Annotated in this window: 16 protein-coding genes; 14 read left to right on the forward strand and 2 right to left on the reverse strand. The window is 68.0% G+C overall.

Going from position 1 to position 16,157, the window contains the following annotated elements; genetic code table 11:
- Positions 1-162 precede the first annotated feature (162 nt).
- The 4 genes from ACFOD9_RS07840 (at position 163) to ACFOD9_RS07855 (ending at position 4,460) form a co-directional block, all read left to right on the forward strand.
- Positions 163-957, forward strand: a complete 795-nt coding sequence (locus tag ACFOD9_RS07840; protein ID WP_379509530.1) for an outer membrane protein assembly factor BamD — start codon at positions 163-165, stop codon at positions 955-957.
- A 146-nt stretch (positions 958-1,103) separates the two neighbouring features.
- The gene (locus ACFOD9_RS07845) at positions 1,104-1,568 is read left to right on the forward strand and encodes an RrF2 family transcriptional regulator (protein ID WP_379509531.1); all 465 of its coding nucleotides are present in this window, start codon (positions 1,104-1,106) and stop codon (positions 1,566-1,568) included.
- A gap of 80 nt (positions 1,569-1,648) precedes the next feature.
- Positions 1,649-1,840, forward strand: a complete 192-nt coding sequence (locus tag ACFOD9_RS07850; protein WP_379509532.1) for a YezD family protein — start codon at positions 1,649-1,651, stop codon at positions 1,838-1,840.
- A 94-nt stretch (positions 1,841-1,934) separates the two neighbouring features.
- On the forward strand, positions 1,935-4,460 hold the full coding sequence (locus tag ACFOD9_RS07855) for a TonB-dependent receptor (RefSeq protein ID WP_379509533.1): 2,526 nt from the start codon (positions 1,935-1,937) through the stop codon (positions 4,458-4,460).
- 96 nt (positions 4,461-4,556) lie between these two features.
- Here the strand turns inward: ACFOD9_RS07855 and purB are convergent, their stop codons facing one another.
- Complete coding sequence (purB, locus tag ACFOD9_RS07860) at positions 4,557-5,870, reverse strand: adenylosuccinate lyase (RefSeq protein ID WP_379509534.1); 1,314 nt, start codon at positions 5,868-5,870, stop codon at positions 4,557-4,559.
- A gap of 221 nt (positions 5,871-6,091) precedes the next feature.
- Between purB and ACFOD9_RS07865 the strand changes: the two genes are divergently transcribed.
- Together ACFOD9_RS07865 and ACFOD9_RS07870 are read left to right on the forward strand one after the other, a co-directional pair.
- Complete coding sequence (locus tag ACFOD9_RS07865; RefSeq protein WP_379509535.1) at positions 6,092-6,598, forward strand: response regulator; 507 nt, start codon at positions 6,092-6,094, stop codon at positions 6,596-6,598.
- A gap of 142 nt (positions 6,599-6,740) precedes the next feature.
- A complete protein-coding gene (locus ACFOD9_RS07870) occupies positions 6,741-8,429 on the forward strand; it encodes a M10 family metallopeptidase C-terminal domain-containing protein (protein ID WP_379509536.1) in 1,689 nt (562 codons plus the stop codon).
- Here ACFOD9_RS07870 and radC read toward each other — a convergent pair.
- Complete coding sequence (gene radC / locus ACFOD9_RS07875) at positions 8,426-9,154, reverse strand: RadC family protein (protein WP_379509537.1); 729 nt, start codon at positions 9,152-9,154, stop codon at positions 8,426-8,428. The genes ACFOD9_RS07870 and radC overlap by 4 nt on opposite strands.
- A 74-nt stretch (positions 9,155-9,228) precedes the next feature.
- Between radC and ACFOD9_RS07880 the strand changes: the two genes are divergently transcribed.
- From ACFOD9_RS07880 to ACFOD9_RS07915, 8 genes are all read left to right on the forward strand, one after another.
- Positions 9,229-12,465: a YdbH domain-containing protein gene (locus ACFOD9_RS07880; RefSeq protein ID WP_379509538.1), complete on the forward strand. Its 3,237-nt coding sequence runs from the start codon at positions 9,229-9,231 to the stop codon at positions 12,463-12,465.
- A 104-nt stretch (positions 12,466-12,569) separates the two neighbouring features.
- Complete coding sequence (locus ACFOD9_RS07885) at positions 12,570-12,734, forward strand: YnbE family lipoprotein (protein WP_379509539.1); 165 nt, start codon at positions 12,570-12,572, stop codon at positions 12,732-12,734.
- Positions 12,734-13,126, forward strand: coding sequence for a YdbL family protein (locus ACFOD9_RS07890; protein WP_379509540.1), 393 nt, complete (start codon positions 12,734-12,736; stop codon positions 13,124-13,126). The genes ACFOD9_RS07885 and ACFOD9_RS07890 overlap by 1 nt, the downstream gene beginning before the upstream one ends.
- A gap of 244 nt (positions 13,127-13,370) precedes the next feature.
- Positions 13,371-13,703, forward strand: coding sequence for a F0F1 ATP synthase assembly protein I (locus ACFOD9_RS07895; protein ID WP_379509541.1), 333 nt, complete (start codon positions 13,371-13,373; stop codon positions 13,701-13,703).
- 105 nt (positions 13,704-13,808) lie between these two features.
- Entirely contained in the window at positions 13,809-14,567 is a 759-nt protein-coding gene (locus tag ACFOD9_RS07900; protein ID WP_379509961.1) for a F0F1 ATP synthase subunit A, read from the forward strand.
- Between the two features lie 42 nt (positions 14,568-14,609).
- On the forward strand, positions 14,610-14,837 hold the full coding sequence (locus ACFOD9_RS07905) for a F0F1 ATP synthase subunit C (RefSeq protein WP_054122335.1): 228 nt from the start codon (positions 14,610-14,612) through the stop codon (positions 14,835-14,837).
- A 97-nt stretch (positions 14,838-14,934) separates the two neighbouring features.
- Positions 14,935-15,426 (forward strand): F0F1 ATP synthase subunit B family protein, encoded by a 492-nt coding sequence (locus tag ACFOD9_RS07910; protein ID WP_379509542.1) that lies wholly within the window; start codon positions 14,935-14,937, stop codon positions 15,424-15,426.
- Positions 15,419-15,973, forward strand: a complete 555-nt coding sequence (locus tag ACFOD9_RS07915; RefSeq protein ID WP_379509543.1) for a F0F1 ATP synthase subunit B family protein — start codon at positions 15,419-15,421, stop codon at positions 15,971-15,973. The genes ACFOD9_RS07910 and ACFOD9_RS07915 overlap by 8 nt, the downstream gene beginning before the upstream one ends.
- Positions 15,974-16,157 lie beyond the last annotated feature (184 nt).

Below are 16,157 nucleotides of genomic sequence, written 5' to 3' on the forward strand. Positions count from 1 at the left end.
CCAGGCGAAACGGATCAGGGGCTGCTTCGGCGGCCCCTTTTTCGTTGCGCGCCGGCGGTGTGGGCCGGTGGGCGGGATCGACGGGGCGGGCGTGGGTTCGTCCACCGGGCGGACGGCGCTTTCACTTGGCGTTCAGGGCGGTGCTGGCTATAGCCCGTCGCCATGAAGCATTCGCCGCTCAAGCTCGCCATCCTTGCCACCGCCACCGCCGCCATGGCGCTCACCGCCGGCTGCGCCGGCAAGGGGGGCAAGAACCGCGATACCGCCTATGTCGCGCGCGATGTCGACACGCTCTACCTCGCCGCCAAGAGCTGGCTTGACCGGGGGCGGGCCAAGGAAGCAGCTGCCCTGTTCGACGAGGTGGAGCGCCAGCACCCCTATTCGCCCTGGGCACGACGCGCCCAGCTGATGAGCGCTTTCAGCTATTACGTGGCGCGTGATTATACCAAGGCGATCCAGTCGTCGCAGCGGTTCCTGTCGATCCATCCGGGCAACAAGGACGCGCCTTACGCCTACTACCTGATCGCCCTGTCCTATTACGAGCAGATCAGTGACGTGACCCGCGACCAGAAAGCCACCGCCCAGGCGCTCCAGGCGATGACCGAGCTGACCCGGCGCTATCCCGACACGCGCTTTGCCGCCGATGCCCGCCTGAAGATCGACCTGATCAACGATCACCTCGCCGGCAAGGAAATGGACATCGGCCGTGCCTACCAGCGGCAGGGCAAGTGGCTGGCCGCCTCGATCCGCTTCCGCACGGTGATCGACAAGTACCAGACGACCAGCCACACGGCCGAGGCGCTTTATCGTCTGACCGAGAGCTACCTCTCGATCGGCCTGCCCGAGGAGGCGCAGAAGACCGCCGCCGTGCTGGGCAAGAACTATCCCGGCAGCGAATGGTATGGCCGGGCCTTCGCCCTGATGAACAAGCACGCGCCGGGCGTGGCCGCGAGCTGAGCGGCCTGGCGGCCCTGCGCGCGATGCCTGGGTCGCCGCCTTTCCCGATGCCGTCATTCCGGAGGTGATCCGGGGGGCTGCGCGGGAAAAGGCGTGTTCTATCGCGCCGGTTGACAAGGGCGGGGCAGGGGAGTCTCTAGGCCACCATGCTTTCGCAGAAAACGCGCTATACGATCAGGGCCTTGCAGCACCTTGCCGACCATTGGCGGCCCGATCGCAGTGGGGGGGCGGTGCGGCTCGATGCCATCGCCGAAGCCCAGAACATCCCTCGCAAGTTCCTCACCGTGATCCTGTCCGAACTGGTGCGCGACGGGATCGTGATCTCGCACCGGGGCCGTGAGGGCGGCTATGAGCTGGCCCTGGCGCCGGTCGATATCCGCTATGGCGACATCATCCGGCTGACCCGCGGCAGCCTGGCCCTGGTTCCCTGCGCGGCGCGCAATGCCCATGAAAAGTGTGCCAACTGCCTGCCCGAGGCCGAATGCCGCCTGCGCGGGCTGATGCTGACCCTGCGCGACGAGATGGCCGCGATCCTCGACCGGATTACCCTGGCCGATCCGATCGCGGTGGAGCCGCCGTTCCCGGAAAGCGAACAGCCCGGCGCGCAATAGCCGCGCTTTGTCGGCGCAAAGCTGATCTGCCATTGTCTATCGTAATGGTAGAGATAAAAAGGCCTCGCAAGGAGGCACCCATGGCAGCACCACCCGATTCCCGGGCGTTTGACGACAAGCGCCCGATCCCCACGCCCGAAGAGGCCGCCGCAGCCGCGATCAGCGCCGTGATCGAGGCAATTTCGCGGCTGCGCTACGGCGCCATCGGTCTGACGGTCCATGACGGCCGGGTCGTCCAGCTCGAAGTTACCGAGCGCCAGCGTTTCACCTGACCCGCCCTGTTTTCGGGGCAGATTTTCACACTGAATACCCAGGTGCAGACCGGACCGCCGGATGCATCCATTCCCTTCTCAAAGGATTGGATCCATGCATTCGTTCGTCCGCGGCGGTCTTCTGGCCGCAACCTCGCTTTCCTTCTTCGCGCTGACAACGCCGTCCCAGGCGGCTGATGGCGCTGATGCCGCTGCCGCTGCCGCTGCCGCTGCTACTGCCGCAGATTCTGCCGCCGCCGTGGCTCCTGCCGATGCCCAGATTGATGATGGCGACCCGAGCCGGGGCGAGGTGATCATCGTCACCGCCCGCCGCCGCCAGGAAACCGCCCAGGCGGTGCCGCTGGCGATCTCGGTGATCAAGGCTGATTCCATCGAATCGACCGGCAATTTCAACGTGGTCAAGCTCCAGCAGGTGGCGCCGACCTTGCAGGTCTATTCGTCGAACCCGCGCAATACGTCGGTCAACATCCGTGGCCTCGGCGTGCCGTTCGGCCTGACCAGCGACGGGTTCGAGCAGGGCGTCGGCATCTATGTCGACGATGTTTACAATTCGCGCGTGGCCGCCGCCACGTTCGACTTCCTCGATGTCCAGCAGGTCGAAGTGCTGCGCGGGCCGCAGGGCACGCTCTATGGCAAGAACACCACCGCCGGCGCGATCTCCATCACCACCAACCAGCCGACCTTCGACTTCGAGGGCCGCGCCGAGCTGACCCTGGGCAACCTCAACCTGAAACAGGCCAAGGCCGCTGTTTCCGGGCCGATCAGCGATACCCTGGCGGCCCGCGTGGCGATCGCCTCGACCAGCCGGCGCGGCACGATCTACAACGTGGCGACCAGGCGCTGGATCAACGAGCAGGACAACATCGGCGTGCGCGGGCAGTTGCTGTTTCAGCCGAATGATGACCTGAGCATCACGGTCTCGGGCGATTTCAGCAAGCAGGATCCCTATGGCTTCGGCACCTCGTTCGTGCGGGTCGGCCGGACGCAGCGCGCGCTCAGCCGGCAGTATGATGCGCTGGTGGCGGCGGTGAATGCCGCCAATCCGGGGCGCAACTATGCCGTGCCCAGCCGCAACGTCTATGACCGGCTGACCGACATCGATGCCCCCTTGCAGGCCGGCAACGAGATCGGCGGTGCCTCGCTGCGGGTGAAGTGGAAGCTGGGCGCGGGCACGCTCACCGCCATTTCGGCCTGGCGCTACTGGGACTGGAAGCCGCAGAACGATCGCGATTTCTCGGGTCTCTCGGTGGTTTCGGCCTCGAACAATCCCTCGCAGCAGAACCAGTACAGCCAGGAGTTCCGCTACAACTACGAAGGCGACAAGGTGAACTTCGTGGTGGGCCTGTTCGGCTTCAGGCAGCGGATCGACACCCAGGGCCTGGAACGGCAGGGCAGCGACGCCAGCCGCTGGAGCCTGACCGGCGCCCAGGCGGCCGATGCCAGCATCCTGTCGGGCCTGACGGCGAACAACACCCAGTGGCTCAAGAGCAGCAGTGCCGCGCTCTATGGCCAGCTCAGCTACAAGCTGACCGACAAGTTGACCATCCAGCCGGGCCTGCGGATCAACTATGACAAGAAGGAGGGCTATTACAGCCGCGTGGTGACCACCGGCGCGGGCGTGGTGATCAGCTGCACCCCGGCGCCGGCCTCCGGCTCGGTGCTGGCGGCGCAGTGCGGGGTCTACCAGCCGCAGACCACTTCGCCCGCGGCGAGCAAGTGGAACCTCAGCTACGACCTGAACCTCAACTACAAGGTGGCCCGCGACGTCCTGGTCTATGCAACCTATGCCAAGAGCTTCAAGACCCTGGGGATCAACCAGAACGGCCTGCCGCTGACTACGGCCAACGTGCCGGACCTGACCGCCAGCACGGTGAAGCCGGAATCGGTCAACCACTTCGAGATCGGCCTCAAGGCGCAGTTCTGGGATCGCCGGGCGACCTTCAACCTCAGCGCCTTCCTCACCGAGATCAAGGACTTCCAGGCCACGGTCAACGGCGGGCAGTTCGGCACGGTGCGCGGCTATCTCGCCAATGCCGAGAAGGTCCGTTCGCAGGGGATCGAGGCCGATTTCAAGATCCGCCCGAGCGACCGGCTGACCGCCTATGTCAACGGCGCCTATACCGACGCCAAATATGCCCGGTTCACCAATGCCCCGTGCCCGCCCGAGCTTTCCGGCGGCACCTTCTATGCGGCCGGGGTCACCTCCGACCTCAGCCAGGCCGGTGTTGCCGGCGCGCTCAGCCCGCGTTCGTGCGACATTTCGGGCCAGACCCTGCCGGGCGTTTCGAAGTGGTCGTTCGCCTATGGCGCGGAAGTCAACGTGCCGGCCAGGCTGCTCGACAAGGACGGCCAGGTCTACTTCGGGGTGGACGGCAACTATCGCTCCGCCTGGAACTCCAACGCCTCGCCCTCTATCTACACCAGGGTTGATGGCTATGCCCTGACCAACTTCCGCGTCGGCTTCCGGGGTGACGGGGTGGATGTGTTCGGCTGGGTGCGTAATGCCTTCGACGTCAACTACATCGACCTGCTGCAGGTGGCGCCGGGCAACACCGGCCTGATCGCGGGCACGGCCGGCGACCAGCGGACCTGGGGCGGGACGATCAAGTTCTCGTTCTGAAGGAATGCGGGCCGGTCCACGCCGCCGGCCCATGAAGAAAGGCCCGCGGGAGCATCATGCTTCCGCGGGCCTTTCTGCTGGCGCGAGGGGCCAGGCCTATTCCCCGAACACCCGGGCGAAGATCGTGTCGATCGCCTTGAAGTGATAGTCGAGGTTGAACTTTTCCTCGATCTGCTGCGCCGTGAGCGCGGCGGCGACTTCGGGATCGGCCTTGAGCAGTTCGAGCAGCGAAAGCTGGCCGTCCGATTCCCACACCTTCATCGCATTGCGCTGCACGAGGCGGTAGGCGGTATCGCGCTCCAGCCCGGCCTGGGTAAGCGCGAGGAGGACGCGCTGCGAGTGCACCAGCCCGCCCATCTTGTTGAGGTTCTTCTCCATCCGCTCAGGATAGACCACCAGCTTGTCGACCACCGAGGTCAGCCGGGCGAGGGCGAAATCGAGCGTGATCGTGGCATCGGGGCCGATGAAGCGTTCGACCGAGGAGTGCGAGATGTCGCGCTCGTGCCACAGGGCCACGTTTTCCAGCGCCGGGGTGACGGCGGAGCGGACCATGCGGGCAAGGCCGGTGAGGTTCTCGGTCAGCACCGGGTTGCGCTTGTGCGGCATGGCCGACGAGCCCTTCTGGCCGGGCGAGAAATATTCCTCGGCTTCGAGCACTTCGGTGCGCTGGAGGTGGCGCACTTCGACGGCCAGGCGCTCGATCGAGCTGGCGATCACGCCCAGCGTGGCGAAGAACATCGCGTGGCGATCGCGCGGGATGACCTGGGTGGACACCGGCTCGACCGCGAGGCCGAGCTGTTCCGCCACGTATTCCTCGACCGAGGGATCGATGTTGGCAAAAGTGCCGACCGCGCCCGAAATGGCGCAGGTGGCGATCTCGGCGCGGGCGTGCTGGAGGCGCACCTTGCAGCGCGCGAACTCGGCATAGGCTTCGGCCAGCTTCTTGCCGAAGGTGGTGGGTTCGGCGTGGATGCCGTGGCTGCGGCCGATGGTGGGGGTGAACTTGTGTTCGAGCGCGCGGCGCTTGATCGCGGCGAGCAGGTCATCCAGATCGGCCAGCAGGAGATCGGCGGCGCGGGCGAGCTGGACGGCAAGGGTCGTGTCCAGAACGTCGGAGCTGGTCATGCCCTGGTGCATGAAGCGGGCTTCCGGGCCGACCTGCTGGGCGATCCAGTCAAGGAAGGCGATCACGTCGTGCTTGGTCACGGCTTCGATCGCGTCGATCGCGGCAACGTCGATCGTGGGGTTGGTCGCCCACCAGTCCCACAGCGCCTTGGCGCCGCTTTTCGGGACGACGCCCAGTTTGCCCAGCTTTTCGGTGGCATGGGCCTCGATCTCGAACCAGATGCGGAAACGCGCTTCCGGCTCCCAGATCGCGGTCATCGCGGGGCGGGCATAACGGGGGACCATGGACAGACTCCTTCGACAGGCGCGCCCGATCGGCGCGGGTGGCCCGACCGGGCCGGCCTTTGCCTGCGCCGCTATGCCGCCGCGCCCCGGTTGGCAAGTGCGCCGAACGCACGGGATAAATCTGTGAACTGTTCCAAGCGACCCTTGCCGGTCGGGGCGGCCTCGGTCAGACAGGGGCTGGAAAGCCGGCACCAAGGACGGGGGTAGCCGGGGTAGGGTCGATGACAGGCTCAGGCCAGTGCGGCGCGCCTGCTGCCGAGGCGGCGATTGCGGACGCGCCCGATGTGGCGGCGCTCGGCGCTGGGGGCGGCAAACCTGACCCCATCCTCCTGGTGGAGGACGAGATCTTCATCCGCCTCGCCAATGCCGACTGGCTGCGCGAGGCCGGCTATGGCGTGATCGAGGCGGGCGATGCGGCCGAGGCGCTCGCCGTTCTGGCCAGTGGCCAGCCGCTGGCCCTGCTCGCCACCGATATCACCATGCCCGGATCGATCGATGGCCTGGCCCTGGCGGAAAAGGCGCGCGCGGCGCGGCCGGGGCTGCCGGTGGCCCTGCTCTCGGCCCGGGTGCCGGACGACCATAGCCGCCACGCCGATGCGGCGCTGGCCAAGCCATTCGGGCCGAGGCAATTGATCGGCCTGGTTGCCGACTTGATCGGCGAGCCGTGGCGGGGGGCCAGCGCGGCCAACGACACGGACGAGGCCGGTAAGAGTCAGGAAGGCAACTGACCAGGGAATCTGGTAAATTTCACGCAAAACTACTGATAAGGGAAAGACGAAGGTGTTAAAAGGCGATTCGCCTTGCTCTTGAACCAGCGATAAAGACGGGTGCCATACCTGTAACGGCAGAAGCCGTGCAGGATTTAAGCCCATGTCAGTTCCCATAAGGTCTGCGGATTTCGTCGGTTCGATTGGCGTCGCTGCCAATATCGCCATGTACAATGCCCCCGACAAAGCCGCCCAGGCGGTGCGGGCGATGCAATACCTGGGGCTGGCCAATATCCGCACGACCCTTTCGCCGGTGCTGGTCCAGTCCGGCAGCGTGGCCGACAGGCTCGCCGGTGCGGGGGTGAAATTCGACGTGCTGATGGGCAGCGTCCGCCCGATGGCCGAGAGCCTGGGCCTGGCCACCACCTTCGCCCGCGCGCATCCCCATTCGCTGGTCGCGCTGGAAGGCCCCAACGAGATCAACAACTGGCCGATCGCCTACAACGGGCTGGGCGGCATGGCGGCGGGGATCGCCTTCACCAACGACCTCGCCACCCGCGCCATGGGCGATCCGGCGCTGGCTGGCGCGGCGATCTATGATTTCACCGGCGGCTGGCGCACGGCCGCCACTGCCGCCGATGCCTCCGGCTATACCAACATCCATCCCTATCCCCAGCGCGGCGCCCAGCCCTACGAATGGGTGAAGCAGGCGGTGCAGGGCGCCGCGGTGCCGGGCAAGGGGCTGGTGATCACCGAGGCGGGCTATACCACGGCCACCAGCCAGGCCGCCTTCGAGGGGGTGGACCCGCTGACCCAGGCCAAGCTCACGCTCAACCTGCTGGCCGATGCGCGGCTGCTGGGGGTGAGCAAGACCTTCCTCTACCAGCTGCGCGAGGCGGGCGCGGGCGGAACGCTCGATTCGGGCTTCGGGCTGTTCGATGCCGCCTTCCAGGCCAAGCCGGTGGCGACCGCGATCCACAACCTCACCACGATCCTTGCCGATCCGGGCGCGCAGGCCAGGGGCTTCGCGCCCCATGCGCTGGACTATGCGGTATCGGGCCTGCCGGAGGGCGCCCACACGCTGCTGGTGGAAAAGTCGGACGGAACCTACGCGCTGATGATCTGGGCCGAGCCGGACATCTGGGACGAGGCCGCCGACCGGCCGATCGCCGCCGGGCCGGGCACGGTGACCGTGACCCTGAGCGGATTGGCGAGCGGTTCGGCGCGGCTGGCGGTGTTCGATCCGCTGCTGTCGGCCGCGCCGCTGGCGAGCGCCACCGGGCAATCAATCAGCCTGACGGTGAGCGATCACGTGATGGTGGTCGAGATCGCCGGCCTGCCGGCGGGGGCCGAGGTCCGCCCGGCCGCCATCGATCTCGCCATGCAGGTCAATGGCACAACCGGCGCCGACCGGCTGGCGGGCGGCGAAAACGACGATCTGCTTGCCGGGATGCCGGGCAACGATACCCTGCTGGGCGGCGGCGGCGATGATCGCCTGGTCGGCGGGCTGGGCGCCGATGACCTGTGGGGCGGCAGCGGGGCCGATGTCTTTGTGCTCCAGTCGGCCGCGCAATCGACCTTGCGGCAGATGGATACGATCCACGATTTCAGCCTGGCCGAGGGCGACCGGATCGACCTTTCGGGGATCGATGCCAGCACGCGCCTGGCCGGCGACCAGGCCTTCACGCCGCTGGGCAGCGGGTTCGTGCGGCTGGCGGGGCAAGTGATCCAGCATGATACCGCGCGCGGGATCGTGATCGAGGGCGATACCAATGGCGATGGCAAGGCCGAATTCGCCCTGCTGGTCGCCGGGGTCCACGGCCTGCTGGGGAGCGACGCCTTCCTGCTCTAGATCAGGCCTTGGGCGCGCAGCGAGACGTGGCCGGTCCGCCCGATGATCACGTGATCGTGGACCGTGATCCCCAGCAGCCGCCCGGCCTCGGCCACGCGCTGGGTGATCTGGATGTCGGCGCGGCTGGGTTCGGGCGAGCCGGAGGGGTGGTTGTGGACGAGAATCACCGCCGCCGCGCCGAGGTCCATCGCCTTGTGGATCACCTCGCGCGGTTCGATCTGGGCCTCGTCGAGCGAACCGTCGCGCAGGTGCTGGTCATGGATCAGCATATTGCGGGTGTTGAGATAGAGCACCCGCACACGTTCTTTGGTGAGGTGGGCCATGTCGATCGTCAGGTAGTCGATCAGCGCCTGCCACGAGCCGAGCACGGGCTGTTCGTGCGCGGTCTGGCGGGCCAGCCGGCGGGTAGCGACGGCGACGATCCGCAGGGCCGCCGCAGTCGCCTCGCCCATGCCGGGATGGTGGGCCAGGGTCTGCGGATCGGCGTTGAGCACGCCGGCAAGCGAGCCGAAGCGCTGGACCAGCGATCGCGCCAGCGGCTTCATGTCGCGGCGCGGCACGGCGCTGATCAGCAGGAACTCGATCACCTCGTGATCGCCCAGGGCATCGATCCCGCCATCGAGCAGGCGCTTGCGAAGGCGCGCGCGGTGGCCGCTGGGATCGTGGGCGGCATCCGGGCGCCGTGGTGCGCCGGGATCGGGCGCGAACAGTTCGTTTTCGGCCAAATGCGCCCCCCACAGCCCCAAGCGTTGCGCGCGCAGCATTGCCTTTCGTGAAGGACCGCGCAAGGGTGGGCGCCATGAGCGAGGCGACGGACGACAGGTCCGATGATGCGGGCCTGGCCCTCTGGCCGGAGCAGCAGGGACCGGAGCCGGGCGCGCCTGAGCGCCGGGCGCGCTGGCTGCGCGTGGCCGCCGTGGCCGGCGGCGTGGTCGCGCTCGGACTGGGCACGGTCTGGCTGGCGCGCGAGCGGATCGCCGATGATATCATCGCCAGCCAGTTGCGGTCGCTGGGCCTCAAGGGCACCTGGCACATCGATTCGATCGGTCCTCGCAGGCAGGTGCTGAGCCACGTGGTGATCGGCGATCCGCGCACGCCTGACCTCACCATCGCGCGCGCCGAGATCGAGATCGAGCCGCGCCTCGGCTTTCCGGCGATCGGACGGATCACCCTGGTCAGCCCGCGGCTCCATGGCACCTGGAGCGATGGCGCGATCAGCTTCGGCGCGCTCGACAAGGCGCTGTTCGGGGGGCAGCGCAAGGCGGCCGGCCTGCCCGACATCGACCTTGCCATCGTCGACGGGCGCGGCCGGCTCACCGGCAACCACGGGCCGATCGGCCTGAGGATCGATGGGGCCGGGCGGCTCACCGGCGGCTTTGCCGGAACACTCGCCGCCGTGGCGCCGGCCCTGATCTTGGGCAGCTGCCAGGCGCGCGGGGCGACGCTGTATGGCCAGCTTGGCGTGGCCGAGGGCAAGCCCCGGCTCAACGGGCCGCTGCGCGCGGCGCGGCTGGATTGCCCGGGGCAGGGCGTGGGATTCGGCCAGGTGGCCGTGGCGGTCGACGCCACGCTGGACAAGACGCTCGATGGCGCGGCCGCGCGGCTGGGGATCGGGGCCGGGGCCAGCACGCTGGGCGCGGGCCGGGCAAGCGGGCTCAATGGCGTGGTCGATGCCACCTGGCGCGGCGGCGCGCTGACCGCGCGGGCCGATGGCCTGGTGCGCGGCCTGGCCCTGCCGCAGGTCCGCGCGGCGACCGTGGCGTTCAAGGGCACGCTGCGCGCGCGCGACGGCTTTGCCCGCGCCGAGGCCGAAGGCGATATCGACGCCGGCGGCCTCAGGCTGGGCGAGAGCACGCTGGCCGGGCTGGTCGCGGCCGAACGGCAGGGCGAGGGCAGCCTGGTGGCCCCCCTGCTGCGCCAGTTGCGCGCCGCGATCGAGCGCGAGGGACCGGCCAGCCACTTCGCCGCCGGCTTCGTGGCGCGCCGCGCTGGCGGGCAGGCCAGCCTCGTCCTGCCGCAGGGCCGGTTGACCGGCGGCAGCGGGGCAACCCTGCTGGCCCTGTCGCGGATGCATTATGCGTCAGGCCCGGGCGCACCGCGCCTGGCCGGCAATTTCTCCACCGGTGGCCCGGGCCTGCCGCGGATCGAAGCGCGGATGGAGCAGGGCGCGCGCGGGAGCACGGTGGTGCGCCTCGTGATGGCCGAATACCGCGCCGGGGATTCGCGCATCGCCCTGCCACAACTGACCATCGCCCAGCAGCCGAGCGGGGCGCTGGCCTTCTCCGGCGTGGCCGAGGCCAGCGGGCCGCTGCCGGGCGGACGGGCGGGCAACCTGGTCCTGCCAATTGCCGGAACGCGCGGCGCGTCGGGCGGCCTGCGCCTGTGGCCGGGTTGCACCACGGTGCGCTTCGATCAACTGGCCTATGCCAATCTCGTGCTCGACGGGCAGGCCTTGCGCCTGTGCGCCGGGCCGGGCGGGGTGATCGTCAGGAGCGATGCGGGTGGCACGCGCATCGCGCTCGGCGCGCCGGCCCTGGCCCTGTCCGGGCATCTCGGGCAGACCCCGATCCGCCTTGCCAGCGGTCCGATCGGCTATGCCAGCCCCGGCGGGCTCTATGCCCGCGCGCTGGAAGTGGCGCTCGGCCCGGACGATACGGCAACCCATCTCAGGCTGGCCGACCTGCGCGCGGTGGTCGGCCGCGAGATTGCCGGGACTTTCGCGGGGACCGAGGTGCGGATCGGCGCGGTTCCGCTCGACGTGGTCGATGCCGGCGGGACCTGGCGCTATGCCGATGGCGCGCTGGGCGTGACCGGGGCGACCTTCCGCCTGGAAGATCGCGCCCAGGTCGATCGCTTCCAGCCGCTGGAGGCCAGCGATGTGGGGCTGATCCTGCGCGATAATCGCATTTCTGCCAAGGCCTTGCTGCGCGAACCGCAGAGCCGGCGCGAGGTAGCCCAGGTCGCGCTGGACCATGATCTGGCCGCCGGGCGGGGCCATGCCACGCTCGACGTGCCGGGGATCGTGTTCGACGACAGGCTGCGCCCCGACATGGTCACTCACGCCCTGCTCGGCGTCATCGCCAATGCGCGCGGCACGGTGAAGGGGCGCGGCGAGATCGCCTGGGATGGCGACAAGGTGCACAGCTCGGGCCGGTTCGGCACCGATTCGCTCGATTTCGCCGCCGCCTTCGGTCCGGCCACTGGCGCGGTCGGCACGATCGAGTTCACCGATCTCGTCAATTTCGTGTCCAAGCCCCACCAGCGCCTGACCATCGCCACGATGAACCCCGGCATCGCGGTAACCGACGGCGAGGTATTTTTCCAGCTCAAGCCCGGCTCGGTCCTGGCGATCGAGGGCGGAACCTGGCCGCTGCTGGGCGGGCGGCTGTTCCTGCGCCCGGTCGACCTGCGCCTCGGCGTGGCCGAGACCCGGCGCTACCAGCTCGACATCGAGGGGCTGGATGCGGCGCGCTTCGTCGCCCAGATGGACCTCGCCAACCTGTCCGCCACGGGATCGTTCGATGGCACCCTGCCGCTGGTGTTCGACGAGAACGGCGGGCGGATCGAGGGCGGGGTGCTCACCTCGCGGCCGGGGACGGACGGGCGGCCGGCGGGCAATGTCGCCTATGTCGGCGCGCTGACCTACAAGGACCTCTCGCCGATCGCCAATTTCGCCTTCGATGCGCTGAAATCGCTCGATTACCGGCAGATGCGGATCGCCATGGACGGGGCGCTGGAGGGCGATATCGTCACCCGTGTGCGGTTCGACGGGGTCAAGCAGGGCGCCGGGGCCAGGCGCAATTTCCTGACCCGGCGGTTCGCGCAGCTTCCGCTCCAGTTCAACGTCAACCTGCGCGCGCCGTTCTACCAGCTGATCACCTCGTTCAAGGCGATGTACGATCCGGCCTATATCAAGGACCCGCGCACGCTGGGCCTGCTCGATGCGCGGGGGCGGCCGATCCGCCGACCGGCCAACGGCAAGCCCACGGCGCCCTCAACCCCCATTCAGTCTTCAGACAGCGAGAATAAGCGATGAACCGAGGCGAATTGACCGATCGGCTTCCGGTTGCGACAATCCGGCCCATGGTGGGACGGCGCAGACGGGAACGGGGTCGCAGGCATTGGCGGGCACTTGCCGCGATGATGCTGGTGGCCGGCTCGGCGGGATTGGCGGGGTGCGTTTCGGTGAACGCGCCCGACAAGCCGATCGTGATCGAGCTGAACATCAACATCAAGCAGGAGGTGCTCTATCGCCTCGCCGACGACGCCGGAAAGGCGATCGAGCAGAATTCGGGGATATTCTGATGCGTAACGCGCTCGTTCCTGTCCGCACCCTGGCCCTGGCCGCCCTGCTGGGCGCCGCCGTGGTCGCCACGCCGGCGCTGGCCCAGCGCGATCCGGCCTATGCCGCTGCCCGCGAGGCCGGCCGCGTGGGCGAGAAGATGGACGGCTATCTCGGCATCGTCGGCCCGGCCACGGCCGAGCTGAAGACCATGGTCGACGATCTCAACATCAAGCGCCGCGCGGTCTATTCGCAGCAGGCTCAGGCCCAGCACGCCACGGTCGAGGAATATGCGCTGACCGCCGGGTGCCTCGCCATTGCCCGCACGGTGCCGGGCGAGAAGTACCAGGCGCCCGACGGCTCGTGGGCCACGCGCACCGCAGCCCCGCCACGCCGCGATCCGCGCTGCCCGTGATCCTGCCCCGATGACCGTGGCGGCGGCGCGATCCGCGCCGCCCGCCGGTCGGCTTCGCGCGGTTTTCCCCGGCCCATCGCCCATTCCGCCCGCCACGCACCCGCGCAGCGGGCTTTTTCGTGGCCCGTCGCAGGTTTTGCACAGGCCGCGGTGCGGTTGACTCGTTTTGGCGGCCCGCCTAAGGGGGCGGCGCCTCCGGCGGGTTGGGGGGAGTTCGCGCCGTGTTTTTACAAGGGATACGGCCATGAGCGACGAACCATCCGCACGGGAACCCGGCGAGGATGCGCGGATCGACGCGCTCGAGGAGCGGCTCAGGGCCGCGCGCGAGCGGGAAGAAGAGCGCAGCCGCCCGGCGCTGGGCGCGGAAGCCGATGCGAACTATCGCATGGGCAACCGGGTCCTCGCCGAGCTTATCGGCGGGATTGGTGGCGGGGCTTTGATCGGTTGGGTCGTTGACGAAGTCATCGGCTGGTTCACCGGCAAGGCGCAGCACGGAGGCCTGGTGGTGGTGATGGTCCTGGGGATCGTCGTTGCCTTCAGGAACATCATACGGATCGCAAACCGGCGTCCCGACTGAACCTGTCGCCCAACCGGGCGAGGGGGATCCAGCAGGGGCGCTGTCGCGCAAGACAGGCAGGCAAGAGGCGTAAACGTGGCAGCCGAACAGGGCAAAGTCGACCCGATGCACCAGTTTTCGATCGAGCCGATGTTCGGCACCGATCACTGGCAGATTGCGGGTTACCATATCCCCTTCACCAATTCGGCGCTGTGGATGGCGATTACCGTCGCCGCCATGCTGCTGTTCGTGTGGGGCGGGATGAAGCGCGAGCTGGTTCCCGGCCGCTGGCAGATGGCGGTCGAATCGTTGACCGGCTTCATTGACAACCTGCTTGCCGCCAACATCGGTCCGGCCGGCAAGAAGTATGTCCCCTACATCTTCTCGCTGTTCAGCTTCATTCTGTTCGCCAACGTGCTCGGCCTGCTGCCGCTCGGCCTGGTTGGCGTCCATCCGTTCACCTTCACCAGCCACTTCTCGGTGACCGGCGTGCTCGCGATCATGTCGTTCGCGATCGTGCTGGTGGTTGGTTTCTGGCGCCACGGCCTGCACTTCTTCTCGCTGTTCGTGCCCCATGGCACCCCGGTGTGGCTGCTGTGGCTGATCCCGGTGATCGAGCTCATTTCCTTCCTGGTGCGCCCTTTCTCCCTCGCCCTGCGACTGTTCGTGGCGATGATGGCGGGCCACGTCCTGCTGGAAGTGCTTTCCAGCTTCGTCATCTCGAGCGCCAATTCCGGCCCGCTGTGGGGTTCGGTGGTGGGCATTCCCAGCTTCGTGCTGATGGTCGCCATCTGCGCGCTGGAGATCCTGGTGGCTGGCATCCAGGCCTATGTCTTCGCGCTGTTGACGTCGCTGTACCTCAACGACGCAGAGAACCTTCACTAAGTTCATCACACAAGAAATTTTCGAGAAAAGGAGTTTTTTGAAATGGAACCTGCAAGCGCAAAGCTGATCGGTGCTGGTCTCGCTGCCATCGGCGCCGGCATGGCCGCCATCGGCGTGGGCAACGTCTTCGGTTCGTTCCTCGAGAGCGCGCTGCGTAACCCGGGTGCCGCCGACGGCCAGCAGGGCCGCCTGTTCATCGGCTTCGCCGCCGCGGAACTTCTCGGCCTGCTGTCGTTCGTCGTCGCGATGATCCTGATCTTCGTCGCCTGACGAATTCTAATGCCTGACCGGCCGGGCGGCTCATGCCGCCCGGCGGTCCCCGGCGTCGCGGACCCGATCCGCGCGCCACATTGCACCGGACCCCACGATGCCTCAAATCGCGCAACTTTCCGAAACCATTGCGAGCCAGATCTTCTGGTCGCTGATCTTCTTCGGGATCGTCTTCTTCGTCATCGGCAAGGGCATGGTTCCCAAGGTCATGGCGACCGTCGAATCGCGTGACCGGCAGATCGCCGCCGATCTCGCCGCGGCCGAGGCTGCCCGTGCGGCGGCCGATGCCGAGCAGGCCTCGTGGTCTTCCGCAGCCCTCAAGCAGCGTGAGGAAGCCCAGGCGGTCCTCGCCAAGGCCAAGGCCGAAGCGGCCAAGGCCGCGGAGCAGCGGCTTGCCGCCGCCGGTGCCGCGATCGATGCCCGGCTGGCCGAGGCGGATGGCCGCATTGCCGGCGCCCGCTCTGCCGCGCTGGGTGAGATCGAGTCTGTCGCGGCCGAAGCCGCCGCCGATATCGCTGCCCGGATCGCCGGCCTCAAGGTCACCAAGGCCGCGGGCGCCGCTGCCGTCAAGGAGGCCTTCAATGGCTGACATTGCTAGCCTCGTCATTCTCGCCGCCGGCGCGGCCCACGAAGCCGCCGGCCATGCCGAAGTCGAACCGAGCGCGCTCGGCCTCGCTCCCGGCGCCTGGGTCGCGCTGTCGATGGCCGTGCTGATCGGCATCGCCCTCCTCGCCAAGGCGCCGAAGATCGCTCTCGGAGGGCTCGACAAGGGCATCGCCGAGATCAGGCACCAGCTCGAAGAGGCCAAGGCCCTGCGCGCCGAAGCCGAAGCCCTTCGCAAGGACTATGCCGACAAGATCGCCAATGCCGCGCGCGAGGCTGCCGAAATGGTTGCCCACGCGCAGCACGAAGCGGAAGCGATCGTCGCCAAGGCCGAGGCGGACACCACCGACCTCATCGCCCGGCGCGAGAAGATGGCTTCGGAAAAGATCGCCGCGGCCGAACTCGCCGCGGTCCAGGATCTTCGCAACAAGGCCGCTGCTGCCGCCGCCGCTGCCGCCGGCGCGCTGATCCGCAAGGGTCACGATGCCGGGGCCGACAAGGCGCTGGTCGACCAGGCGATCGCCGGGCTCTGAGCACGCGCTCCGCTCCGGACCAACGAACCCCCGCTTCGGCGGGGGTTTTTTGTTGGGTGCGATAGTGCTCCAGAATACAGGGGCGGCTGTCAAAAAACCGGGACAACCTGCGTAACCCCCGTGACCTTGGCTGAAGGCTTCGCTAGAACGTGACGCGAACATCCGCCGTGAGTTTTAGGGCCGA

It is taken from the genome of Novosphingobium bradum (genome assembly GCF_042646485.1).
Lineage (GTDB): Bacteria > Pseudomonadota > Alphaproteobacteria > Sphingomonadales > Sphingomonadaceae > Novosphingobium > Novosphingobium bradum.